Source organism: Nitrobacter vulgaris, from assembly GCF_002028545.1.
Lineage (GTDB): Bacteria > Pseudomonadota > Alphaproteobacteria > Rhizobiales > Xanthobacteraceae > Nitrobacter > Nitrobacter vulgaris.
In genome coordinates, this window is record NZ_MWPQ01000033.1 from 12,083 (window position 1) to 36,038 (window position 23,956).

Consider the following 23,956-nt stretch of genomic DNA (forward strand, 5'->3'; position numbering starts at 1 on the left):
GTCCGTGCGGATAAGGCACGCTTTCCAGCCACGTCGCCGTGACCAGTCTAATGGTTGCATCCGCGGGGCGTTAGCGTGGGACGGCGCGGAAAAGCTTCTATGAGGAACCTTCCCGACCAAGGGCAGTTCTTGGCTCAGCCATGTACCTTGCACGGAGACAAGAATGAGAACGCGTTTTATCGCCCTAGCGCCGATGATGCTTGTTTTGGCGGCAGCTACCAGCCCGGCCCATGCAGACCAGCCGGGCGCAGACTGGATGAAGTCCGATCAGGTCATCGAGAAGCTAACCGCCCTGGGATACACAAATTTCAGTAAGGTTGAGGCCGATGATGGCCATTGGGAGTTGGAAGCCGATCTCAAGGGCGTGCGTTATGATTTGAGTGTCGATCCCAAGAGTGGTGAGGTCATCAAAAGCGAACCCGACAACTAATCACTTCGACCTTGGACAAAAAAAGCCCCGGAGCGATCCGGGGCTTTTTTAAATCGAGGCGGTGGGGTTAGCGCGAATAGAACTCGACGATCAGATGGGGTTCCATCTGCACCGCGAAAGGCACGTCCGCGAGTTGCGGAATGCGGATGAATTTCGCGCTTTGCTTGTTGTGATCGGCGTCGATGAAATCGGGCACATCGCGTTCGGCGAGCTGGTTGGCTTCCAGCACCAGCGCGAGCTGTTTGGATGCGTCCTTCACCTCGATGGTATCGCCGACCTTCAGCTTGTAGCTCGGAATATTGACTCTGCGGCCGTTCACCTTGACGTGGCCGTGGTTGATGAACTGGCGCGCGGCGAACATGGTCTGCACGAACTTCGCACGATAGACCACGGTGTCGAGGCGGCGCTCGAGCAGGCCGATCAGGTTCTCGCCCGAATCGCCTTTCATGCGGGTCGCTTCGACATAGATCGCGTAGAACTGACGTTCGGAAATGTTGCCGTAATAGCCCTTGAGCTTCTGCTTGGCGCGAAGCTGGGTTCCGAAATCGGAGAGCTTGCCCTTGCGACGCTGGCCGTGCTGGCCGGGGCCGTATTCGCGTTTGTTGACGGGGCTCTTCGGGCGGCCCCAGATATTCTGCCCCATACGGCGATCGATCTTGTACTTCGCCTCATTGCGCTTAGTCATCGCGTCCTCTTGTCAAAATTAAAGTCTGTGGATCGAGGAAACGCGCCCTCCTGTGCGGATGATCTGGACATGATGAAAAACCGGAAGACCGCTTTTCGGGATCATGACAAATCCGCCGCCGACAGGTCCGGCCCATAAGCTTGACGGGCAGGACCACGGGTCGCGAAACGCAACGCGGGCCAAAACAGGCCCGCGCGCAGGCGTTTTCTAGGGACAAACCGCTTTCCTGTCAAACCATGGCGGAGTCATTTTCGATCGGAAGAACGCCAAACGCGAACGCTGCGGGGAGCTGATCGCCGCTATATCACTTTGCGCCGAAGATTAGCGGCCTGATCCTGTGTAAAATCATGAATCTTCAACGGTTTGTCGCCGGTTCTGGCATCGGCTGATGAGATGCGGGTCGGGCTGGGACGCGGCCGCCGAAGAACGGCGCGAGCGCGCCCGTCAGCGCGTTGGAGCGGCCCGAGGTGAAGATCATTTCGGGCGGGAATTCGCGGCCGCCGGTGGCGCTCGGCGCGAGTGATTTCAGCAGGTCGGCGACGCGGCGGGCGATCGCGGGCGCCGGATCGATCCATGACACCGGCCATGGTGCGAGCCTGAGCAGCCGATCGAGCAACAGCGGGTAGTGCGTGCAGGCGAGCACGACGACATCGGTGCGCAGGTCTCCGCCATTGCTCGCCGTAACGAAACACGGTGTGATTTCGCTCAGGATGTCGGCGTCGCTGACGGGGTTGCCGCTCAAGGCGTCCTCCGCCAACGAAGCCAGGCGCGCCGCGCCAACAAGCGTTACGGTGCAGGCTTGCGCGTGATTCCGGATCAGCGCCTGAGTGTATTCGCGCTGCACGGTCGCCCGGGTGCCGAGCACCGAGACGCGCTTGGTTTTCGACGCGGCGCAAGCCGGTTTGATTGCCGGAACCGTGCCCACGAACGGCACCGAATAGGCGGCGCGCAAGGGCCCCAGAACCGAGACGGACATCGTGTTGCACGCGATCACCACGATGTCTGGGGCGTGGGTGCCGATCAACTCTCCGACCAGCGGCACCACGCGGGCGATGATTTCGTCTTCGCTGAGGCGGCCATAGGGGAAGAAGGCGTCGTCGGCGACATAGACATATCGTGCAGCGGGGAGGACGCCGACGATCTCCCGCAGCACGGTGAGGCCGCCGAGGCCGGAATCGAGGACAAGAATGGTTGGAGTGTGTGACACGCGAGAATATTAGGGACGGTCGGTTACCGCGGAGTTTTTACGGATTGTGTCGATTTGTCCATCTCGGGACAATCATACCTTAAGACAAGGCGATCCCCAACGCTCGCAACATCACGTGGGTGCAACGGCTTTGTGCCGTGGAGAGCGATGCGTGGGAAGTCCTGGACCAGCCATTGGGCATGACCCGGAAAACGTCTATAATATCATATTTTTCAATATGATGCGGTTTAATACTCACAAAGAAATCAGCCAGATTTCAGCGCTGCTCGGACGAAACGCTTCGTTCGGAGAAAGACTCGTAATACCAAGAACGTGGTGCCCTTGCTTCATTCTGGCTGAAAGGCTCTAGCGCAATCCTTCGTAGACCATGAAGCCGCGCGCGATCTCGAGCTTTTTCAGTGCGCGTGGGACGAAACGTTGCGGCGGATGATTCAGATAGCGCCACGAAGTGAGCGTGAAGTCCATCACGGGCTGCCGGCTGGGCTGCATCGGCGCTAGCAACCCGGTCAGGCTGGTTGGGGTATGGGTGCGATTGTTGAAGGGGAGCAGCAGCAGTTCGAAGTGTGCGAGCGATCCGTTCCGCTCGGTGGCAGTCAAACCAGCGACCGCGACCAATAGTTCGTCGGACACGATGCCGAGCATGTCGGTAATTTGGGCGCGGCTTGCGGCCGCGAACAGTGTTGAAAAATTCTCCCCCTTAAGGTCGCGGTCGAGCAGGGCGCAGATCCGGGTTCCGGCAACGCGGAACGGATAACCGCGCTCCGGCTCGTAGGAGAGCACGAAGATGTCCCCGAGCAGCTGGCGAACTGCACTCGGTTCAATGACGCGGCGGTCCGGAGCACGCTCGCCGTCACGTTTCTCATCCCAGTAGGCGAAGAATGTGCGGTTCGATGGGTGTTTCATGATGCAACCGTCCTGACCGAGGTCCAACCGGACAAATCTGTCCTATTTCAAGGCACCTCAGCCGTTTGCTGTTGTGCAGGAGCGGTGTTGCAGCGTCCATGCCGGAGGCGGCTTTTGCGTCAGCGACCCCACGCAATTGTGCCGTTAACGTTAAGTTAACCACCTGACCAGGTTCGCCGGAAAGCGGGCTATGATCCCGCCGCGTCATGCGTTCTCTTCAGGTTTCCGCGGATGTGTCGAGCAGTTGCAACCGTCACGAAGATCGGAAGCGGATTTCTTTTCATCGAAATCCATCCGGCCCCACACGATCAAGGGAGGGTTTCTCAGGCCCTCCCTTTACTTTTACGGTTGGCGTCGAGGCGCATTCCGTGCGGCCCGAGAGATTCTTTCGAAAAATCCGCCCCTTCGATCTTGTAAGTTGCTGCCGCCAACATCGACAGCGAGAGCCGGACTGAGTATGAGTCGGCATAATCCGGCCCGGACGGCCGGCCAAAATGGTGGTGGTATGAGACCGGATAGAGCACGGTTCGCCGACTATCCTGTACTCGATAATGGCAGAGGCAAACGCTGAATGAGACAGGCGGGGAGAGTCTTGCGGTTTTGGGTGCCCATTCTGGGTCTTACGATCGGCCTTCAATCGGCCTGTATTCCGGCCCAATCTGATGAACTCGGGAGTAGCCGAACGCCCGTTGCAGAAGTCCAGTTCCCACCGGCTCACCTTATCAAGGATGTGGCTGATCATCCTCGCGCTGGATCCGTTGTTCAGGTGAGCGAGGTCTCAGCTGAAAAAGGAGAGGTCTCAGCGGAAAAGGAGCTCCCAGCAGAAAAAGAAGAGGTCCCAGCGGAAAGGGAAAGAGAGCACGGCGCTCGAAGTCCTCTGGAGATGCTTACTTGGTTTCTGAAGGGCGCGGCATCGCTGACTGCAATGGTGCTTTTCTATAAGGGACTGAAATGGTGGGTGTTCCGCAAGCGGCAGAGCGAGTAACGTATCCACGTCATGTGCTTCTTGCGCGACTGTTTTGACGCTTGTTTGAAAGCGTCGTGTTGTCGAGAATGCCCCGCGATATGCGGACCAGGGAAGGGCCGTCTGGACCGCCGCCATATACCCGGTTTTCGTGAGCCGGATTCGCCCGCTTGAGCCACCAGGTCGCCACCCTTGGACTTTCCCTCAGACCCTTCGTCAGAACCTCGGCGTGAACCGATCCTGACCCTGCCGGGGCCATTGACCGCCTATATTGGCCTTCTCGCGATTATTCATGTCGTGTGGTCGGCGATGCCGCCAGATCTGGAATACTGGATCATTGAGGCGTTCGGCTTCATTCCGAAGCGTTACGATCCGAATCTTCTCGCGACAGCGTTTCCCGGAGGAAGCGGCGCTAAGGTCTGGACATTCGTGACTTATTCGCTGCTGCACGCCAACCTCAGTCACATCGGCTTCAATATCTTGTGGTTGCTGCCCTTCGGCAGCGCGCTGGCGCGCCGTTTCGGCGCCTTCAGATTTTTTCTTTTCATGGCGGTGACTGCCGTTGCCGGCGCGGTCGCGCATCTAGTGACCCATGAGCACAATATTGCGCCGATGATCGGCGCGTCAGCCTCGGTGTCGGGCGCAATGGCTGCGGCGATCCGCTTCGCCTTCGCGCAGGGAAGTTTTCTGTCCTTGGGCCGCGGCGATGCCGACGCTGCCGCGCAGGTGCCCGCGCTGTCGTTGACGCGCGCCCTGCAAAATCCCCGAGTGTTGGCGTTTCTCGCAATCTGGTTCGGTATCAATATCATTTTCGGCATCGGATCAGTTGCAATCGGCGCCGAGCCAGGCAGCGTTGCGTGGCAGGCTCACATGGGCGGCTTTATGGCGGGCCTTCTATTGTTTTCATTGTTCGATCCGGTGCCTCGTTCTCCGCGCGACGCCGAGAATGCGTCTTCCGACGCGGATCATGTCTAACGATTGCTTGCGATGCAGGCTGATTTCATTCATCATCCCCTGGTCAGGCGAGTTTAAATTCGTTCGCGTGCTGGAAACGATGACTCCGTTGGTGCGTTCTACTCGCGAACAAAACTGGATGTTGGTTGTCGCCTGAACGCTAAAGGCAAGGATCGCGCAAAGTGATCCCGCGCGATCCCTCCAAGGGAAGCGACAATGACAGTATGTGCCATTCTCAGCGCCAAGGGTTCTCAAGTCGTAAGCGTTGCGCCCGACGTAAAGCTTTCGGCGGCGCTCAAGATTTTGTCGGAAAAGCAGATCGGTTCCGTGCTCGTCGTGAGCGGTACGCGCATTGATGGCATTCTGTCCGAACGGGACGTCGTCCATGCACTGGATAAACGCGGCGCAGTTGCGCTCGATGAGCCCGTCAGCCTCGCCATGACCCGCAAGGTCGTCAGTTGCCGTCTGTCGGATACGGTCGCTCACCTCATGGAAGTCATGACCGCGGAAAAGTTCAGGCATCTGCCGGTGGTGGAGGAGGGCAAGCTGGTAGGCATGGTCTCGATCGGGGATGTCGTCAAGCTGCGCGTCCAGGAATATGAAGCCGAGCAGGAGGCGCTGCGCGAGTACATCAACACGGCCTGAGCACGTGCTGCATTAAGGATCGGTCCCGCTTTCAGGATCCGCGACGCCAGCGACGTCTGGCGCCGACGCCGGCGCGAGAACTTCGATCGCTTCTACAATCGCGTCGATCGCTCGATCTGCGGCACGTGCACCGTGCGCGATCAGATCGCCGGCGCGGTGAAAGTCGAACCAGCCGATCTGGCCGACCCGCGGCGAGATCAAAAGGTCCGGCGGGTCGCCAGCGAGCCGCGCGCGCGTGATTCGATCCTGCATAATGTTAAACGCGTCGGTCATGACCGACACAACACCCGGGCGACTGCCGCCAGCGAAGAATTCGCGCTTAACCGTTCGCTCGAGCGAAAAGAACTTGCCGAAGCCAAGTCTGCGCGGCGGGGGCTCGACGACGACCTCCTCCTGCACCTCGTTCTGCGTACCATGAGAGAATATCGTGGTGCTGCGGCCGAACACGTCATTAGACAGGTTGGCCGCGATCACAACTTCGGCGCCCAGCGCGCGGGCGGTGGAAACAGGCACCGGGTTGACAAGCGCGCCATCGACCAGCCAGCGGTCGCCAACCAGTATCGGCGCAAAGATACCCGGAAGGGCATAGGACGCACGCATAGCATTGACCAGTCGCCCGTGCGTAAGCCAGATTTCGTGGCCGGTGCGGACTTCCGTTGCGACGCTTGCGAACTTGAGTGGCAGTTCTTCAATCTGGATTTGACCGAGCGACGCCTCGAGTTGGGCGGTGAGCTTGGCGCCGCCGATCAGTCCGGAGCCGTTCAACCGGATATCCAGATAACTGAAGAGACTGCGAGGCTGCAGGCTGCGCGCCCACTCCTCCAGAATATCAAGACGACCGGCGGCATAGGCGCCCCCAACCACCGCTCCAATCGACGTGCCCACCACGACATCGGGCTCGATGCCGTGCGCGATCAGGGAACGGAGAATGCCGATATGAGCGAAACCGCGCGCGGCCCCGCCACCCAGGGCCAGCCCGATCACTGGCCGCCTGACGCTACCCAATCCTACTTTTTGGCCGTTCGACCCATTCTGGTCGCGACCTTTCAAACCCTCCAGCACGATAGGATTCTCCGACTGCCGGCATCGGTTACCATGCTGCCGGCGGACACGGTGAGCAAAAGGATGACTTATTGCTTGCTTGCCAGAAATTATCACCGGATAGCGGCGTTTCAACCCGATGGGCCGGTTTTTAAGTCTTCCACAGCGGGATGCAATTCTGAGCAAGTCCCCAGGCTTGAATTCGCCGTGTTTTCCGGGAAGAACCGGCGCCATGATCTTCGGGGGAAATCATCGATGTAATTCGAGCCGACGCTCATGGCCGTTCCTTGTTTCGGTCGTCACGCTTCTCGCGACCTTTCCATACGCCGCGTCAGCACAATTGTTTGGCGAACGTCCGCCGCCGGTCCCGCCAGCATCCATTCCGGAAGCTCCGTCGGAACCTGCGATCAGCCTTGCGCCGTCCTCCGGTCCGGCATCCACGCCAAATCTACCAGCGCCATTGACTCAGGTGCCGGCCGCCGCCGTGCCGCTGACGGCGCCGCCCAGCATCGCGGCTCCGGCGCAGGGGGTTCTGTCGTTGACCGCGCGCTACGGTAAGGATCTGCCGGTTATCAACAGCGGGCTGATCTGGCGAGTTTATTCCGAACGACCCGACGAGACCGGTGCCTTCAAGCTGGTGCGCGAAAACCATGATGCAACTCCCAGCCTCGTGCTCCCGCCGGGGGGCTATGTCGTGCACGTTTCGCTGGGGCTGGTCAGCGCCGCGCGGCCTGTGACACTCAAGCCTGACACCGACCGCGAGTCGTTCGTGTTGCCGGCGGGCGGCCTGCAGATCGAGGGTCGAGTCGGCGCATCGATGATCCCGCCCAACCAGATTTCCTTCAGCATCTACAAGGGTAGTCAGTTCGAGGGTACCGAGCGCGCGCCGCTGGTGCCTAATGTCGCTGGGGGCGACGTTATGCTCTTGCCGGAAGGTACTTACTACATCGTCTCCACCTATGGCGACGCGAACTCGGTCGTACGCTCGGACATCAGTGTGCAAGCAGGAAAGTTGACCGACGTAACGATCTCTCACCGTGCCGCGCTCATCACCCTGAAACTCGTCAGCGACAAGGGCGGCGAAGCGCTGGCCAATACTGCGTGGTCAGTTCTGACGCCTGGGGGTGATGTCATCAAGGAATCGATCGGAGCATTTCCCAGCGTGATATTGGCCGAGGGTGAGTATCGCGTCATCGCTAAGAACGAAGGCAAGGTCTTCGAGAGGGGCTTCGAGGTCTTCAACGGCGTGGACGGAGAAATCGAGGTTCTCGCGCATTAAAGCTCCCGGATCCGATGTATCAATATCGGGTTAAACCTTTTTGTTTTAGCGCCCTTTTCTTTGAACGAACCACACCTCAGTTCTCGACATACTTCATTCGAGCCTTTCCGCTTCTGATGGGATCAGAAGCGGCGCTTCTATGATTTTGATTTGCCACGTTTTCTTCACGCGAACCGATACCCCCTTCGCTCGAAAACGCTATGGAAATCCTCTCATGGGGCATTCACGCCGCGCCAGCGGCCGTAACGCCACGGCCGGTACCAGGTAGCGCCGGATGGTTTCGCTACGGGAACATTATCGATGCCGGAGGTTCCCCAAGGATGGCAGCGTAAGATCCGCGCCAACGTCATCCAGCCGCCACCCCAAAGCCCGAAACGCTCGATTGCTTCATCGCCGTAGGCTGAGCATGTCGGCAGGTGCCGGCAGTTGAAACCCACCAGCGGCGATAGGGTATGGCGATAGATCCAGATCAACGCTCGGCCGACATTGCGGGGCAGCCGCAAAGCGGCACTTGCGCAAGCCGGGCAGAACCTGGAACTTTGCGGCGTGGGCTTCATGAACGCGGAGCTTTTCTCTCAGGTGTGCCGCAGGTTCCCCCGAAGAACCAGATCAAGCTGCAATATCGCCACAGGTGGCAGAATATCGCACACTCCCAGGAACAATCGCAGCAAAGGTTTATGGACGCTGACAAGTCTCACGGCTAGTTTCTGCTAACAGGATCATCGTGTTGAACGTAGGGTTATGCGTTCGGGTTACTGCATCGGATTGGAACATCGAGCTGCGTTAGATCAGGCAACATCGGCTGTGGGGAAGGGACCGAATTGAGGTTCGCGAAATCATCCGGCTTCTACGGACGGACGCTTCTGTGCGCGGCAGCTTTTTGTTTTGCCTTTTCAGGTTTCGCATCTGCGTTTGAGCAGGGTTCGACGAAAGAAAACCTCGAGGCACGCAAGCATCCGATGCGTTTCTCCTGGATTGCTTGTGAGCCGCACTGTGGGAGCTGGATCAGCGCCGTTGGCCTCGTAACGAGCGAAACTCCGAAAGCCTTCAACGACTTCGCCGCCGGGCGCGATCTTACCGGTGCGACGGTCGTGCTCGATTCCGGTGGCGGCTCGGTCAACGATGCCATTGCGCTCGGGCGGCGCTGGCGAGAACTCGGCGTGCGCACCACGGTTGGGGCCAGCGTCGTCGTCAAGACGGTGGCGGGTGATCGCGCAGCTGTGTTGCCCGAAGCCTATTGCGAGTCCATGTGCGTGTTCGTGTTGCTGTCGGGAAAAACCCGCTATGTGCCTGAGCGTGCACATGTTCGCGTACATCAGATCTGGATGGGTGATCGCGCGGACGATGCCAGGGCTGCGAGCTACACTGCCGAGGATTTGATGATCGTAGAGCGCGATATTGGTCGGCTCGCCAAGTACACCTTCGAGATGGGCGGGTCCGGCGATCTGCTGCACCTGGCGCTCAGTATTCCTCCCTGGGAGGCCCTTCACGAATTGTCGCCAGCGGAATTGCGTTCCGCCAATCTTATGACGACAGACCGTGTTGCGGATGTGTTGCCGGGTGGGGAGGTCGTCGAGGCGCCAGTTGCCGATCTTGTCACAAAGCCGGTGCAGGATCGCTTTCCCGGTATAACGAATGCACCCGCGGCGGCGATGATGACCGGCCAGCCGACCAAGACAGCTGAAGCGGAATCCGCCGGGCACGCTGCGGCGAGCGCTGCTTCGGACCGGCCTCAATAACGACACGAGAGCCTTTCCGCTCCTGACGGGATCAGAAGCGTGGCTCTATGATTTGATCTGATGGCTTTCTTCCCGCGAACGGTAACCGGGGAACTTTAGCTTTGGGCGGTGGTCAGCGCGGCTGATTTTGTCTCGATCTGACCGATGGCATCGACGACCGCATCGAACGTCAGCATGGTGGATGCGTGGCGCGCCTTGTAATCGCGCACCGGTTCGAGCAGCGCGATGTCGGCCCACTTTCCTTCGGGCGGTGCGCCGTTTTCCTTCAGCATCCTGTGAACGATCTCGCGCAACTCGCGGAGTTCGCTGGCGGTCGAGCCGACCACATGGCGCGCCATGATCGAGGAGGACGCCTGGCCGAGCGCGCAGGCCTTCACGTCGTGCGCGAAGTCCGTGATAATAGAGCCATCCATCTTGAGATCGATCTTGACGGTGGACCCGCACAGCTTCGAATGAGCGGTGGCGCTGGCGTCTGGCGCCGCAAGACGGCCCAGGCGCGGAATATTGCCGGCCAGTTCGATAATGCGAGTGTTGTAAACGTCGTTCAGCATAGGTTTCGACATTGAATTCGCTGAAAGAGGCGGAGCGACGCTCTTGGCGGCGGGAACCTCGAAGCCTATATATGTATCTATTGCCGGGAAACGCAATCCGGCGATTTTCCGTCGCACCCGGATTGAAGTTCGATTCGGACGTTGCAATGTTGAATATCAAGGGACTCAGGCGTCCGGTGGCGTGCAATGCTGCCCCGTCTGCCCGGTGACACTCCGGTCTCACGCGAGGCCGGTCGAACGGAGTGAAGATGGACGCTTTGATCAAGCCGCTACGCGGCAGCAAACCTTCTGACGTCAAATCCAATAACGTCAAACCTGCCGGGTTCTCTCCCGCCCAGCTGGACCCGTCGGAGTTTCTGGCGGCGGTTCAGCCGAACCGGCAGCGCCCGTCGCGGCATGAAGCCGAAGGCGCTATCAGAACGTTGTTATCCTATATCGGGGAAAATCCGGACCGCGAGGGGCTCCTCGATACTCCACGCCGGGTGATCGAGTCGTATGACGAGATCTATCAGGGCTATCATCAGTGTCCGGCCGAGGTGTTGAACCGGACCTTTGGTGAAACGGCAGGCTATGATGATTTCGTGCTGGTGCGTGACATCCAGTTCACCTCGCAGTGCGAGCACCACATGATGCCGTTCTATGGCAAGGCACATATCGCCTATACGCCGGTGGAGCGGGTTGTCGGGCTGTCCAAGCTGGCGCGCTTGACTGACATCTTCGCCCGGCGGCTCCAGACCCAGGAGCACATGACCGCGCAGATCGCCGCGGCCGTGGACGAGGTGCTTAAACCGCGGGGCGTCGCCGTGATGATCGAGGCGGAGCATACCTGCATGTCGGTGCGCGGCGTCGCCAAGCATGGCGCGATGACGTTCACAAGCCGGTACACGGGCGTATTCCGCGACAATCCCACGGAGCAGGCGCGCTTCCTGTCCATGGTACGAGGGTAGCCGCGTTAAATCCCTCCACGATATTCCGAAGGGATTTCCTGTGTCTGGATCAAAACCTTCATCCGAGGTCGAGGAGGGGCTGGTGTTCCAGCCCCGCTTTGACGCGTCCGGACTCGTGACCTGCGTTGCCACGGATGCCAAAACTGGCGACGTTCTCATGGTCGCACACATGAATGAAGAGGCGCTGCGGCGGACCGTTGAGACCGGTGATGCCTGGTATTACAGCCGCTCACGCAAGGCCTTATGGCGGAAAGGTGAGAGTTCGGGTCAGATCCAGCGAGTGATCGAGATGCGAACGGACTGCGATCAGGACGCGGTCTGGATCAAGGTCGAACAGCAAGGCGCCGCCTGCCATACCGGACGGCGTTCGTGTTTCTACCGGGCGGTGACAAAAGGTGATGGCGACAAAATAGGCCTTTCGTTTGTGGATGCCGACAGGCTCTTCGATCCGGCCGATGTTTACGGCGCGAAGGCCTGACGGCTTTGGGTTGTGCAGGCCTCCGTTAAGGCCCTGTTAACCATAATCTTCCACCTTGCGATCCGAGCGAATAGCCGTCTGGAAACGTCGGAATAGACGACGGATTTTCCGGTGCTATGCAGGCGGGCGGTCGCGGGAGCGGAGATCAAGATGAGCGTCGATGCCGCCAACGCCGCTTCGGGACTGAGCGGAATTTTCGGCGGAATAACTACCGCCATCAAGCGGGCAGCCGAGGCCACGGGAGCGAGCTTCGAATATCTGCTCGCGACCGCCAAGATGGAATCCAATTTCAATCCTCATGCCGCTGCCGGCACGTCGTCCGCCAAGGGCCTCTATCAGTTCATCGAGCAGACGTGGCTCGGCACGGTAAAGGAGGCGGGACCGGCGCTCGGCTTTAACGGCTATGCCGACGCTATCGCCAAATCGCCATCTGGCAGCTATTCCGTCGCTGATCCGGCGACCCGCGCCGCTATTCTCAAGCTGCGTGATGACCCGGCTATCGCGTCAGCCATGGCGGGGGTGCTGACGCAATCCAACAGTTTCAAGCTGACTGGCCTGATAGGCCGGCGTCCGACCGACAGCGAACTCTACATGGCGCACTTCATGGGCGTCAGTGGAGCCGCGAAACTGATCGCGAATGCCGAGGACAATCCACAAGCGTCCGGTGCGCGGCTGTTTCCGAATGCCGCCGCCGCCAATCGTCCGATCTTCTATGATTCTGACGGCCGCGCACGTAGCGTCTCGGAAGTCTACGCCGATCTGGACCGGCGCTACGCTGTCGCCGCCAATTCGCCCGCGACCCGTATGGCCATGACGTCTGAAACGCAGTCCTCGACGCCATCCGACCAGGCGGCCTATCTGTCACGCCTGCCCGACGTGCGCGGCGTCGCGCCGATCGCGGCTTCCTCCTCGGCCGCGCCAAGCCAGCCGACGTTCCGTTCGCTGTTTCAGGTCGGCGAGCGTACCCAGCCGGTGTCTCCGGTCGTTCAGGAATTGTGGGGTGCGCCGTCCACCACGGCGCAGAACCCATCGGTTTCAGATCCGCGTCCGCCGTTCGATCTGTTCAGCGATCGCAACGGTGCTTACAGCGGGTAGGGGCGCAACGAACCCTGGACGAGTTTAGTCGTTTGTTGTTTTCCGAACGACGCTGCGCACTGCTAACCCCTCGCATGACGATCTAACGCGATCGTCTCATCGTGCGCGTGAACTCGCCGCGTTAACGAAGCGTCAACGAAGGCAAACGGTTATGGTGAACCCTTTGTTAAGCGTCATGGTTTATTTTCTATGACCGACACCGTTTCGCGGTGTCGGTGCGTAAGCCGGAAACACCATGATCGTTCGGCAATTCCTAAGCTGGGTACGGACCGCCCCCGCAGGCGAGCGGGCCGAAGCGACGCGAGCGCTAGCCCGCGCGTGGCTCATATCCGATCTGTCCGATGACGACCGCGCCGCTGCCGAGGGCGGGCTGCTGTTGCAGCTCGATGACTCGTCTCCGCTGGTTCGCCGGGCGATGGCGGACGTTTTCGCGCGTAGCGCGAGCGCGCCGCCGGCCATTGTCCGGGCACTGTCGGTCGATCAGCCGTCGGTCGCTATTCCGATTCTCGAACATTCGCCACTCTTGATCGATGCGGACCTCGTCGACATCGTCGCGACCGGTAGCTGTGAAGTGCAGTGCGCCGTCGCGCGCCGCGTTCACGTGCCGGTGTCGGTCTGCGCAGCCCTTGCCGAGGTTGGCTCGGCGGCGGCGGCACTTGAACTGATCGAAAATCCGGGCGCGAATATCGCGCCGATGTCATGGGACCGCATCGTCGAGCGGCATGGTCATCTCGCGGCGATCCGGGAATCGATGCTGGCGCTCGAGGATCTGCCAGTGGTCACACGGCTCGCGCTGGCCACAAAGCTTTCGAACTCGCTGGCGCGGTTCGTTGTCTCACGGAGCTGGCTCAATGCCGATCGCGCCGGCCGTGCGGTTAGCGATGCGCGGGATCGCTCGATCGTTGACATCGCTGCACATGCGCGAGACGACGACATGTGCAGTCTGGTCGCGCATCTGCGCGCCACCGGGCAACTCACCCCCGGATTGATTTTGCGCGCGCTGCTGTCGGGCAATACGGAGCTGTTCGACCATGCGCTGGTGGAATTGTCTGGCCTGCCTTTAAGTCGCGTCACCGCGCTGGTTCATGATCGCGGCGGCGCGAGCCTTCCCGCGCTGCTGACGCGGGCGGGGTTGCCGGAATCCACGTTCCCTGCGTTTCGCGCCGCGCTGGAAGCGCGCGACGAGATTGGCTTTGTCGGGACGGTCGGCGGTACGACGCGGCTACGCCGCCGCATGGTCGAGCGTGTGCTGACGATGTGCGAAACGGCGCCTGCTGAGGTTTCGGAGCCTCTGCTGATCCTGCTGCGGCGGTTCGCGACGGAATCGGCGCGCGAGGAAGCGCGTGTGTTCTGTGACGAACTGGTTACCGAAGCAGCCGCCGAGCCGACGCGCGACGAAATTGATGAAATGCCGGTTTGCGAGCCGGAGTTTTACGAACCTGAGTTTCGCGAGGAGTTTCGCGAACCTGCCCCCTCTATAGCGTTTTTGAGCGGTTCGCGTGAAGAAAACGCATCAAATCAAAATACGAGAGTCCTTCAACGTCTCCGTGAAGCGGTGAAGGATTTTAGGCCGCGATTCCTCGACCGCTGGGCGTTCAAAACTCAGTTCGACGAACGCGAGTTTGATGAAGTTGAGCCCGACGACGCGAGGTCTTGCGAAGCTTTGCTTTATGAAGCGGAGCCTTATGAAGCGGAGCCTTATGAAGCGGAGCCTTACGAAATTGAGTCGTACGGAATTGAGTCTTACGAATCCGAACTTTGCGAGGCTGGGTCTTACGCTGTTGCGTCTTATGAACCGGAACGCCTCGAACCGAGGTTTGACGAGCCGGCGTCATACGAGTCCGCGTCCCGTGAGCTGAGCTTTGGCGAGCCCAAAGATTCACCGCGAGCATATCGCGAACCGCTGCTCAGCGATCTACTTGCGGCGGCGTAGTTCGTTCGAGCGAAGACTTAAAATTCATCGCTCACGGAAACGGCAAAGGATTTCTTTTGGTTTGACGCGTTCTCTTTACGCGAAGCGGATTCCACTTCGTTCAAAAAAAACGCTCGATAGGGCTGATCTTCCAGCGGAAATCTTAGTGATAAAAGAAGCCGCGTGAGAACAGATCCTCAGCCGCTTGCAGGAACGGCCGAGCGCTATTCTGTCGGCGCAATGCTCGGCGCGAGAATGGCTTCAAGATGTTCGGGACGGTCCTGGTTGACCGTTGCGAGATATTCATCGGCGACAAGACGCAGTTTCCGGTTGATCTCCTTTGCGATGGCCTCGGTGCCGGGGCTGGCGTGCTCGCGCACGATCGCCTGGATCGCGTTGATGTGATAGGCGATCAGCTCCGTAGGTACCCGGTCGAGAGCCGGCGAATGTTCGATGATGCGGCAGAGGCTTTCGGCACCGGCGGCGGCGGCGGGATACTCGAAGGTTGCGGCGTCGCCTTTGATGTCGTGCGCGGCGCGAAACAGTTCGTCACGGGTGGCCGGCGTGAATCCGTTCTTGAGAATGGCCGCGTGGGCGGCGACAAGGCGGTCACACTCGATCGCCATCCACTTGGAGAATTCGTCCGAAAGCCCCGCCAGTGCCTTTTCGGCAAGCGCGATCGGGTCGTCTAAATTTTTCTCGTCGATCAGCCGAACGACGTTGCGCAGCCGATTGGGCGGGGTGATGACGTGATGGTCGGCGAATGCCTGGATCGTCAGTTCGGCGGGATCTTTCTTCTGCATCGCCGTGCCTTTAGCCCGGGGCTCGCGCCTTATCCAGCAGCGATGGCTGCGGGATGACGTCGGGCTCCTTGGTGCCGCGGCGCTCGGGGCCAATATAGCCGTTGCTGGTATTGCGCCGGCGGTCCGGACCGAAATAGTTTTTGGTCTTGATGAAAGGGCGGGGCGAGACCACGACGTTCAGGATTCGTTGATAGAGCCCCTTGGCTGAAATCGGTTTCGCCAGAAATTCGGTGACACCAGCATCGCGCGCGACTGTGACGCGCCGCTTCTCCGAGTGTCCGGTCAGCATGATGATCGGGGCGAACGGGTTTCCCTTCGAGTCCGGCTGGCGGATCATTTGCGTAAGCTCGATACCATCGAAGATCGGCATCGCCCAGTCGACGATGACGATGTCCGGAACATAATGAGTAAACATTTCGAGGGCGGTGGCTCCGTCCTCGGCCTCGTAGACTTCGCGCGCGCCAAACGAATGCAGCAACGTGCGCAGAATGCGGCGCATGTGTGCGTTGTCATCGCAGACGAGAAACCGCAGCTTGTTGAAGTCAATGCCGTACATGATGCGGGCCCGGTATACTTGCCGTTAACTATATGCCGTCGCCGTTAATGAATGGTTGCCGTTCCTTCTGTCTCCCTCGGGGAGGCGAGCGAAGCAGCGAAGTTCGAGCCGGCGAGGGGCGACAAGAGATCGATCGCTTCACCAGGTTTCTCGCGTCGCTCGAAACCGTCCACTCTAAAAAGGAGGGAGAGGGAAGGAACTCAGTACCCGAACTGCTCTCTGAGGATTCGTTCCTCGAGGCTGTGGCCCGGGTCGAACAGCATTCGCATTGAGATCATTTTGTCCGATGAGACCTCGACGCGGCGGACGTTGCGAGCTTCATCGTGATCGGCGACGGCGGCCACCGGGCGCTTTTCGCCTTCAAGCACCTCGATTGTCACCACGGCCGTATCTGGCAACAGCGCGCCGCGCCAGCGCCGCGGACGGAAGGGACTGATCGGAGTCAGAGCGAGCAGCGCCGCGTTGATCGGCAGGATCGGTCCCTGCGCCGACAGGTTATAGGCGGTCGATCCGGCCGGCGTGGCAACCAATACGCCGTCGGCGACAAGTTCGGCCATGCGTTCGCGCTCGTCGATCAGGATGCGCAGCCGCGCTGCCTGGTGGGTCTGGCGAAATACCGATACTTCATTGATGGCGTGATGATTATGAATCGCGCCATGAATATCGGTCGCGCGCATCAACAGCGGATGGATAACGGTGTCGGTCGCGGCAGCGAGGCGCGCCTGGAGATCATGCCGGCTGTATTCGTTCATCAGAAATCCAACCGTGCCGCGATGCATCCCGTAGATCGGCTTTCCCGACCGCATGTTCCGCTGCAGTGTTTGCAGCATCAACCCATCGCCGCCGAGCGCAACCAGCACATCGGCGTCCGCGGGATCGCGATTGCCATAAGTCTCCACCAACTCTGTCAGCGCCTGCTGGGCTTCTGGACTTGCGCCCGCGACAAATGCGATCCGGTTATAGGACTGGGGTGAGGGCATGATGGTTCGCAGGCTTCCGCAACTGCCGTTGACGTGTTGTTTTCGGTCACGCCGGCTATCGAAGAGGCACTTAACCGCGCTTTGCGGTCGCGTGTCGAGGCCCGGGTCAGTCCATGGTTAGCGGGAAAGGACAAGGCTCCGCCGATCGCGCTTATGACCAACTGTTCATCAAGGTGAACAGAGGCCGCCATCGCGCTTCAGCGTGCATTCAGCTACGCGCTTTCATGATGGGGGTCTTATCGAAGAGCCCGGCCATCCGGACGGCGACCTCGGCGATCCACGCTCCAAGGAGACCAATCGATGTTCAAGACGATTTCGGCCGCACTGCTTGCGGCTTCCGTGTTTGTTGCGCCCGCGATGGCTAGCACCTCCCGCACGGACCAGGCCCCGGCGGCCAAGACGGCGACCGTCAACTCGAAAGTGCTGAACGCCAACGCCAAGGCCAAGGCCAAGACGAAATCTCATCACCGTCATCATAGCGCCCCCAAGCAGAGCTAATTCCGTCACGAGGTGCGATCAGGGCTTGCGGCGATCGCTTTTGGCTGCCGCAAGCCTCGATTCGTCGCAACCCGAACTTTTGCGCGGATAAGCGAAATACGAATTTGTTTTCGGCAGCGGACGGTTTAGTGCTTTCGGGAGAATTACAAACCGGAAAGACGGACGGACGTTGGGGACATCTGCAAAATTCCTGGCGATCGTGATGCTGGCGGCATCGCTCGCGGCCTGCATGACCGACAGCGAGCAGGGCGGTGGTCAGGGCGGCCTCGTCTATACCGATGATCGCGGGGTGGCCAATCAACCATTTCCAGCCGATTATCGCGCTCAATTGCTGGCGTTTCTCAGAACCTACCTCAATAACCCCGCCGGCATTCGGGACGCCGCGATGGCCGAACCGGCTCAGCGCACCGTCGGTGGCAGGCTGCGTTACGTGAGTTGCCTGCGCTATAACGCCCGAGAAATCGACGGCAGTTATCGGGGTGTGGTGCAGCGTGCGGTCGTGTATGTCGATGCGCGGCTCGATCGCATGATTGAGAAGGTCGATGACATCTGTGCGGGCGCGGTCTACGCGCCGTTCCCGGAACTCGAGAAGCTGACGCGCTGAGCCACCGGTAGGGCTGGGCTTCGGGTCTCAAATCATTTGATCGCATTTTGACGAGTCTGGAGCCCTTAGGTCCGCAGAGATTCTGTGGTGGAACTGCGGCAAACGAGGCCCTGTTTTTCCGGGCGACAGTTCCTACATAGGAACAGCGTTGTGGTGCGCCGACGTCGCCGTTATGCAGCCCGGCAACCAAATTCGCGCCACGTTGTTTGACCAAGGTGAACGAACGATGGTGGTAATCCAATGAGAGGGGAAACCCATCATGAAAAAATTCTTGCTTACGATCGCTGCCGTTGCAGCCGTCGCTGCACCAGCATTTGCGGCTGACCTTCAGCCGCGACCCTATACCAAGGCGCCACTGCCTTCTACACCGCCGCAGGCTGTCTACAACTGGACTGGCTTCTACGTCGGCGGCCATCTCGGCGGGGCGTTCGGCGGCGGACTGGGGGGAAGCGACGGTCGTTTCCTCGGAGGCGTGCAGGGCGGTGCCGACTACCAGTTTGCGAACCAATGGGTGCTCGGCATCGAGGCCCAATATAGCTGGCTCGCCAACTACAGAGGAGATGTGGTCTTCCCTGGCGGCAGTATTGTGACTGGTGGTAACCCCGGCTTGGGCTCAGTGACCGGTCGGCTCGGCTATGCCTGGGGGCCGGCTCTTCTGTATACCAAAGGCGGCTATGCGTTCAGGGACAGCACGCTGGGTGTCTCCAACGCGGCTGGGGTGCCGCAGGCTTTCACAACCAATGGAAATCGGGACAGTGGTTACACTGTCGGTGCAGGTCTTGAATATATGTTCGCGCCGAACTGGTCCGCTAAAGCAGAGTACCAGTATTACAACTTCGGCAAGACGACATTCGGTGCGGGTTCGCCGGCTGATGTTGTCGGAGCGAGCTTCCGCAACGACGAGCATACCGTCAAGGCCGGCGTGAACTATCGCTTCGGATGGGGCGGACCGGCGGTCCCTCATTACTGAGATCGCCTGCGGATCGCCCGATACGGGCTTGAACGAGAAAGGCCGGCTTCGCCGGCCTTTTTAGTTGCGCATGATGCGATCTGCTGTCCGATTGCGGATCAAATGCGGTCGACCTATTTCGCGGCGCGTAATCCATAGTCGCGGGCACGCGTCATCTTAAAGCAACCATCACCACTTGTAGGAGAGGCTTCCCGTGATGCGGCGCCGGTCGCCGTAGTAGCATGAAGTAAAACCGCCACAGCCTGCGACATAAGCGGTGTCGGCGATGTTCATAACGTTGATTGCCGCGCGCCAGTTACTCGCCCATTCGTAGTGAACGGCAAGATCACCCAGTACCACGGACGGAACGGTAAGAAGATTGGCGACGTCGGCGAAAGATGAGCCGACATAGCGCACGCCGCCACCGAGACCAAAGCCGTCCAGCGAGCCTTCCCTGAACGTGTAGTCCGTCCATAACGAAGCAATCTGCCGCGGGACGGTGGTCGGAACCTTACCGATCAAGGTCGGATCGAGATCCTTGCTGATGAACAGGTCGTAGTTGGTATAACTCGCAACCACTTTGAAATCGCGGGTGATATTGGCCACGGCTTCCAGCTCGAGGCCGCGCGACGTCACCTCGCCATTCTGTCTCTGGAAAGTCGGATTGATCGGATCGACAGTCAGGGCATTCTGGCGTTTGAGGTCGAACAAAGCGATGCCGAACCGTGCGTTCAGACCAGAGGGCTGGTACTTCAAGCCGACTTCAGTCTGCACACCGGTTTCGGGTAGGAGCAAATTACCGGCGGCATTGATGATCACGATCGGGTTGTAGCTCGTTGCATAAGAAACATAGGGTGCAACGCCATTGTCAAAGTTGTAGATCAGGCCGGCGCGGCCGGAAAACTTGCTGTCCTGTCGGGTTAAAGTAAATAGGTCGGTATAGACTTGCTTTACCCAGTCGTTGCGGCCCGACAGGACCAGCGTCAAACGATCCCACTTGATCTGGTCCTGCAGGTAGAGGCCGGCCTGCTTTTGTGTCACGCGGCCGTCCCGATAAAGCGGGCCGTCGAAGGGCGGGTTAACGCCATACACCGGATTGAGGACGTTCAGATCGGTAGCGGGCCCCATACCCTGTTTGTCGTCGAGCGCATAATGTTTTAAGTCAAGACCCATCACCGCGGTATGCCGGAACGGACCCGTCGCAAAGCGATACTCAAACTGATTGTCCTGACTGAGTTGAGTGGCATTATTGCGGGCGATGAAGGTGCCGCGCGCGATGTCGGCTGCGGCCGGAGTGGTCGCGTAGCCAAACCCGATTATGCCGTTATAGTCAGCAGCGACATTCGCAACGCGCCCGTTCTGGCGGAACGTCGCGTTGTCCGAGAGATGCTTCTCGAATTGATAGCTGACCATTTTTTGCTGCCTGCTGTAGTCGCCGACAGAGGGGTCGCCGATAAACAGGTTCGTCGGTATTCGGCCGAACGGAGCGTCGGTCACGGTTCCGATATAAGGCAGAAAACCTTGCACCCTCGTCCTGTTCTGGGATGCCATGGCGAGCACCGTAAGCCGCGTGTCCACATCGGGTAGAAAGGTCACGGACGGCGCGATGAAATAGTTGTCGTCGTTGACGAAGTTTGTCTGCGTGCCGCCGCGATTGACCTGGCCGACGATCCTGTAGAGAATTTTGCCGGATCCCGGCTCGGTCGTCGTGACAGGACCGCCGAAGTCAAACTGCGTGTAAGCGTTGCCGAAATTGTTGACGCCGGCCTCGATAAAGCCAAGGCGCTCGGCGGGAGGCGCCTTGCTTACGGCGTTGACCAATCCGCCCGGCGCCGATCCGCCGTACAAAATTGCTGACGGGCCGCGCAGCACTTCGACGCGCTCAAGATTGAACGGCTGCAGTTTCCAGCCGGTAAAAGTGGAACTGTAGAGCTGCAGGTTATCGAGAAAAAGCGAGTCGTTCTGCGCAAAAAATCCGCGGATAACAAACCAGTCATCGCCATGATCCTGCCCATACTGGGCAGCCACGACTCCCGGCGTATAGCGCAGGGTATCATCGAACTTCGAAACGATTTTCTGATCGCGGATTTGCTCGGCCCCAATGACTGAAATCGACTGCGGCACCTCGATCAACGGCGTATCGGTTTTCGTGGCTGTTGCGCTGCGGTTTGCAACGTAGCCCTGCACCGGCCCCCGCGCGGTCTCGCCCTGTACGTCGATGGTATCGAGCGAAATCGCTCCGGCCGGCGCCGCGCCGCCGGCCGCTGACGGCGAAACGATCGTGATCGCGTTTGGACCGGTTGCCCGCGCGACGAGGCCGGTTCCGCTCAGGATCGCCGACAACGCCTGATTAGCAGTCAGCTCACCGTGGGCGCCGCCCGTCGTTTTGCCCCGCGCGATCGACGCATCGAACAACACCTGCATTCCGGTTTGGGCGGCCAGCCGATTCAAGGCCGTCGTCAGCGGGCCAGCAGGAATGGACATGGTCCGCGCCACGGACGCAGGCGCATTCTGAGCAACTGCCGGCACGACGAAACCGGTTGCAAGCAGCGTCGTCCCCAACAGGAGTGATCGAGCCCGCCTCAAAATCTGTGATTGTCGCCGCTGCCCCGTTGTTTCCCCCGCCATCGAACTCGTCCCCAAAATCATGCCGCTCCGCCGGGATGGCGGACAGTCAGCCTTTCAATGGAGTGACGAACGAAGGGAACGCTTTGGGACTCTGGACGAGGAGGAAATTTCTCTCCCGTCATGCCCGGCCGTGTGCCGGGCATCCACGTCTTCACCGCATCGCAACAAGCAAGACGTGGATGGCCGGGATAAACCCGGCCATGACGGAGACAAAGAAAGGATGGATTATCCCCGCAGCACGATCAGCGGACCCATCCGGATCACACTAAGTCCCAGAGACTCGCGCAAGAGCGCGAGCGCCGCATCGGTATCGGTGACGGTAAATGTACCGCTGACGCGGCGTCCGGCGAGGTCCGAATTCGATATGATGATACGCCCCGCAAAATGGCGACCTATCTCTGTCACAACGTCGGCCAACAGCGCATTGTCAACCACGAGTTGGCCCCGGCGCCACGCCAGCGCGGTATGAGTGTCGGCCTGCCGAACATCCTTCACCCTGCCGTCACGGTCATATACGGCCTGCTGGCCCTCGTTCACCCGGACCGCAGGGTCGGCGTGCGTATGAGGAGTGACCGATACAGCATGTTCGGTCACCGTCACTTCTGTTGAACTCGGATCCAGCCGGACATCGAAGGCCGTCCCGAGCGCGGTCGTCAGCCCGCCATTCGCCTCGACAACAAACGGACGATTTGTATCCTTCGCAACCTGGAAGAATGCCTGACCGCGCAGCAATGTTACCGTGCGAGTTTCTGCTGTAAATCGGTAGGAGATGGCGGAAAAGGCGTTGAGCTGAATGGTGGTGCCATCCGCCAGTTCGATGGTCGGCATTTCTCCCGTGCCCGACCTTGCATTGGCCAGAAGCCGCATCGGGCCGTCGGAATAGACGAAGGCGCCGCCGGCGAGCGCCGCGCCGAGAATCGCAACCGCAAGCGTCTTGGCGACACGCGGGCGCGGCTTGACTTTGAAATTCCGCAGGGCCGGATCGTTCAAAATGACCGTGCGCGCTTCGCCCATCAGCCGCTCGGCCGCCTCGTACGCCGTTCTGTTCTCCTGGCCCCGGTCGAGCCACTCCTCAAATGCGCGACTTTCGTGTGCGCTTTGATTCATGTCACGATTCTTCAGCACCCAGGCAGCGGCTTCTTCATGTCGTTTGCGGCTTGCCTGCGCTGATTGGTCGGTTGTCATCGCGACTCCTGATCGCTTCTCACCCATCATGGAGACGGGCGAGTCCTGTTGAGAAGGACTCTTACTCGATACCGAGCAGGCGATCGAGGCAATGCGCGAGTGCCCGCCGAAGGTGCCGGTCGACCATATTTCGCGAGATATTGAGCTTTCGCGCGATCTGGTCGGGCTCGAGGCGGTGGAGACGGTGCAGGACGAAAACGGCGCGCCGTCGCGCCGGAAGCTCCGCAATGGCCTCGCGCAACACCGCGAGGCGAGCCTCGACCTCGAGGCCATAATCAGGCGCGGCCGTTTCGGCAGGAACCGCAAGCGCCTCGACCGCTGTTCCTGAAAAAAGGTGCTGCTCGAGCCGCGCCCGGCGCATGCGATCGATGCCGAGGTTAATCGCCGAGCGGCACAGGAAAGCGCATAATGAACGCTTGCCCTTCAGAACGTCGGGCTGTTCGGCAAGTTTGATATAGAGATCGTGGACTACATCCGAGACGAACCCGCGTGCGCAGCCGCGGCGAAGCACCGCCGTTTTGATGTCGGCGTAGTGCGCTTCGATGGCGCGATCCAGAAGGTTGTCGCTGTCAAGAATGCCGGCCGGCGCCACGCTACGATTCCTGTCTGAGTATGCAGGCATATACAGAGACAAATAAGGTGCAGCGCAAGCTCATAACTTTAGATCGCATCTAAATCAGTCCCGCATTCGAAGCGGGATCAGCTCCTCTTGGCCGAGGTTAGGTCAGGAAGTCGGTGCGGAATTTGGCTTGAATGGGGGCATTATCCGCAGTAACCCACCCGCGGTTCGATGCCGCCCGTGTGCCGGATCGTAAGGGGTGAGGAATGGCCAAAGCGAAATTTGAACGTAACAAGCCGCATTGCAACATTGGGACGATTGGTCATGTTGATCATGGCAAGACGTCATTGACGGCTGCGATTAC

Annotated in this window: 25 protein-coding genes and 1 pseudogene; 14 read left to right on the forward strand and 12 right to left on the reverse strand. The window is 59.8% G+C overall.

All coding sequences use genetic code 11. The features are described from left to right. Nucleotides 1–163 precede the first annotated feature (163 nt). Complete coding sequence (locus B2M20_RS07510; RefSeq protein ID WP_079446451.1) at nt 164–430, forward strand: PepSY domain-containing protein; 267 nt, start codon at nt 164–166, stop codon at nt 428–430. Between the two features lie 67 nt (nt 431–497). Here B2M20_RS07510 and rpsD read toward each other — a convergent pair whose 3' ends face one another. The 3 genes from rpsD to B2M20_RS07525 form a co-directional block, all read right to left on the reverse strand. After that, nucleotides 498–1,115: a 30S ribosomal protein S4 gene (gene rpsD, locus B2M20_RS07515; RefSeq protein WP_079446452.1), complete on the reverse strand. Its 618-nt coding sequence runs from the start codon at nt 1,113–1,115 to the stop codon at nt 498–500. Between the two features lie 355 nt (nt 1,116–1,470). Beyond that, nucleotides 1,471–2,322 carry a glutamate racemase gene (murI, locus tag B2M20_RS07520; RefSeq protein WP_079446453.1) on the reverse strand — a complete coding sequence of 284 codons (852 nt, stop codon included), beginning with the start codon at nt 2,320–2,322 and terminating at the stop codon, nt 1,471–1,473. A gap of 345 nt (nt 2,323–2,667) precedes the next feature. Continuing rightward, nucleotides 2,668–3,225, reverse strand: coding sequence for a PAS domain-containing protein (locus B2M20_RS07525; RefSeq protein ID WP_079446454.1), 558 nt, complete (start codon nt 3,223–3,225; stop codon nt 2,668–2,670). Between the two features lie 592 nt (nt 3,226–3,817). Here B2M20_RS07525 and B2M20_RS07530 point away from each other — a divergent pair. The 3 genes from B2M20_RS07530 to B2M20_RS07540 all read left to right on the forward strand — a co-directional run bounded on the left by B2M20_RS07530 (nt 3,818) and on the right by B2M20_RS07540 (nt 5,788). Then, nucleotides 3,818–4,210: a hypothetical protein gene (locus B2M20_RS07530; protein ID WP_244553450.1), complete on the forward strand. Its 393-nt coding sequence runs from the start codon at nt 3,818–3,820 to the stop codon at nt 4,208–4,210. 171 nt (nt 4,211–4,381) lie between these two features. Continuing rightward, nucleotides 4,382–5,164 carry a rhomboid family intramembrane serine protease gene (locus tag B2M20_RS07535; RefSeq protein WP_079446456.1) on the forward strand — a complete coding sequence of 261 codons (783 nt, stop codon included), beginning with the start codon at nt 4,382–4,384 and terminating at the stop codon, nt 5,162–5,164. A gap of 195 nt (nt 5,165–5,359) precedes the next feature. Then, nucleotides 5,360–5,788, forward strand: a complete 429-nt coding sequence (locus B2M20_RS07540) for a CBS domain-containing protein (RefSeq protein ID WP_079446457.1) — start codon at nt 5,360–5,362, stop codon at nt 5,786–5,788. A gap of 12 nt (nt 5,789–5,800) precedes the next feature. On the opposite strand, the gene B2M20_RS07545 is transcribed toward B2M20_RS07540, so the two are convergent. Next, nucleotides 5,801–6,850, reverse strand: coding sequence for a patatin-like phospholipase family protein (locus B2M20_RS07545; protein WP_079446476.1), 1,050 nt, complete (start codon nt 6,848–6,850; stop codon nt 5,801–5,803). 211 nt (nt 6,851–7,061) lie between these two features. Between B2M20_RS07545 and B2M20_RS07550 the strand changes: the two genes are divergently transcribed. Next, complete coding sequence (locus B2M20_RS07550; RefSeq protein ID WP_079446458.1) at nt 7,062–8,108, forward strand: hypothetical protein; 1,047 nt, start codon at nt 7,062–7,064, stop codon at nt 8,106–8,108. Nucleotides 8,109–8,320: 212 nt separating this feature from the next. Here B2M20_RS07550 and yidD read toward each other — a convergent pair whose 3' ends face one another. Further along, on the reverse strand, nt 8,321–8,665 hold the full coding sequence (gene yidD, locus B2M20_RS07555; protein ID WP_079446459.1) for a membrane protein insertion efficiency factor YidD: 345 nt from the start codon (nt 8,663–8,665) through the stop codon (nt 8,321–8,323). 264 nt (nt 8,666–8,929) lie between these two features. Here yidD and B2M20_RS07560 point away from each other — a divergent pair, with 264 nt between their 5' ends. Continuing rightward, nucleotides 8,930–9,847 (forward strand): COG3904 family protein, encoded by a 918-nt coding sequence (locus B2M20_RS07560; protein ID WP_079446460.1) that lies wholly within the window; start codon nt 8,930–8,932, stop codon nt 9,845–9,847. A gap of 95 nt (nt 9,848–9,942) precedes the next feature. Here the strand turns inward: B2M20_RS07560 and B2M20_RS07565 are convergent, their stop codons facing one another. Further along, nucleotides 9,943–10,398, reverse strand: a complete 456-nt coding sequence (locus B2M20_RS07565; RefSeq protein WP_079446461.1) for an iron-sulfur cluster assembly scaffold protein — start codon at nt 10,396–10,398, stop codon at nt 9,943–9,945. A gap of 248 nt (nt 10,399–10,646) precedes the next feature. Between B2M20_RS07565 and folE the strand changes: the two genes are divergently transcribed. The 4 genes and pseudogenes from folE to B2M20_RS07585 form a co-directional block, all read left to right on the forward strand. Continuing rightward, the gene (gene folE, locus B2M20_RS07570; protein WP_079446462.1) at nt 10,647–11,345 is read left to right on the forward strand and encodes a GTP cyclohydrolase I FolE; all 699 of its coding nucleotides are present in this window, start codon (nt 10,647–10,649) and stop codon (nt 11,343–11,345) included. Between the two features lie 40 nt (nt 11,346–11,385). Then, the gene (hisI, locus tag B2M20_RS07575) at nt 11,386–11,823 is read left to right on the forward strand and encodes a phosphoribosyl-AMP cyclohydrolase (protein WP_079446463.1); all 438 of its coding nucleotides are present in this window, start codon (nt 11,386–11,388) and stop codon (nt 11,821–11,823) included. A 150-nt stretch (nt 11,824–11,973) separates the two neighbouring features. After that, on the forward strand, nt 11,974–12,918 hold the full coding sequence (locus B2M20_RS07580; protein WP_079446477.1) for a transglycosylase SLT domain-containing protein: 945 nt from the start codon (nt 11,974–11,976) through the stop codon (nt 12,916–12,918). 235 nt (nt 12,919–13,153) lie between these two features. Then, nucleotides 13,154–14,320 (forward strand): annotated as a pseudogene (locus tag B2M20_RS07585) (DUF2336 domain-containing protein); the annotation flags it as partial. Between the two features lie 734 nt (nt 14,321–15,054). On the opposite strand, the gene B2M20_RS07590 reads toward B2M20_RS07585, so the two are convergent. The 3 genes from B2M20_RS07590 to B2M20_RS07600 all read right to left on the reverse strand — a co-directional run bounded on the left by B2M20_RS07590 (nt 15,055) and on the right by B2M20_RS07600 (nt 17,169). After that, nucleotides 15,055–15,633: an Hpt domain-containing protein gene (locus tag B2M20_RS07590; RefSeq protein WP_079446465.1), complete on the reverse strand. Its 579-nt coding sequence runs from the start codon at nt 15,631–15,633 to the stop codon at nt 15,055–15,057. 10 nt (nt 15,634–15,643) lie between these two features. After that, a complete protein-coding gene (locus B2M20_RS07595; RefSeq protein ID WP_079446466.1) occupies nt 15,644–16,189 on the reverse strand; it encodes a response regulator in 546 nt (181 codons plus the stop codon). 200 nt (nt 16,190–16,389) lie between these two features. After that, nucleotides 16,390–17,169 carry an NAD kinase gene (locus B2M20_RS07600; protein WP_079446467.1) on the reverse strand — a complete coding sequence of 260 codons (780 nt, stop codon included), beginning with the start codon at nt 17,167–17,169 and terminating at the stop codon, nt 16,390–16,392. A 300-nt stretch (nt 17,170–17,469) separates the two neighbouring features. On the opposite strand from B2M20_RS07600, the gene B2M20_RS07605 reads away from it, so the two are divergent. The 3 genes from B2M20_RS07605 to B2M20_RS07620 all read left to right on the forward strand — a co-directional run bounded on the left by B2M20_RS07605 (nt 17,470) and on the right by B2M20_RS07620 (nt 19,241). Further along, on the forward strand, nt 17,470–17,667 hold the full coding sequence (locus B2M20_RS07605) for a His-rich protein BRANT (protein ID WP_079446468.1): 198 nt from the start codon (nt 17,470–17,472) through the stop codon (nt 17,665–17,667). Between the two features lie 229 nt (nt 17,668–17,896). Then, on the forward strand, nt 17,897–18,271 hold the full coding sequence (locus B2M20_RS07615; protein ID WP_244553453.1) for a hypothetical protein: 375 nt from the start codon (nt 17,897–17,899) through the stop codon (nt 18,269–18,271). A 259-nt stretch (nt 18,272–18,530) separates the two neighbouring features. Continuing rightward, a complete protein-coding gene (locus tag B2M20_RS07620; RefSeq protein WP_079446471.1) occupies nt 18,531–19,241 on the forward strand; it encodes an outer membrane protein in 711 nt (236 codons plus the stop codon). A gap of 168 nt (nt 19,242–19,409) precedes the next feature. Here the strand turns inward: B2M20_RS07620 and B2M20_RS07625 are convergent, their stop codons facing one another. The 3 genes from B2M20_RS07625 to B2M20_RS07635 form a co-directional block, all read right to left on the reverse strand. Continuing rightward, on the reverse strand, nt 19,410–21,704 hold the full coding sequence (locus B2M20_RS07625) for a TonB-dependent siderophore receptor (RefSeq protein ID WP_244553451.1): 2,295 nt from the start codon (nt 21,702–21,704) through the stop codon (nt 19,410–19,412). Nucleotides 21,705–22,073: 369 nt separating this feature from the next. After that, nucleotides 22,074–23,033 carry a FecR family protein gene (locus B2M20_RS07630; RefSeq protein WP_079446478.1) on the reverse strand — a complete coding sequence of 320 codons (960 nt, stop codon included), beginning with the start codon at nt 23,031–23,033 and terminating at the stop codon, nt 22,074–22,076. A gap of 61 nt (nt 23,034–23,094) precedes the next feature. Then, a complete protein-coding gene (locus B2M20_RS07635; protein ID WP_079446473.1) occupies nt 23,095–23,655 on the reverse strand; it encodes an RNA polymerase sigma factor in 561 nt (186 codons plus the stop codon). 203 nt (nt 23,656–23,858) lie between these two features. On the opposite strand from B2M20_RS07635, the gene B2M20_RS19030 reads away from it, so the two are divergent. Then, nucleotides 23,859–23,956: GTP-binding protein (locus tag B2M20_RS19030; protein ID WP_139372854.1), on the forward strand; the 98-nt coding region annotated here is incomplete at its 3' end.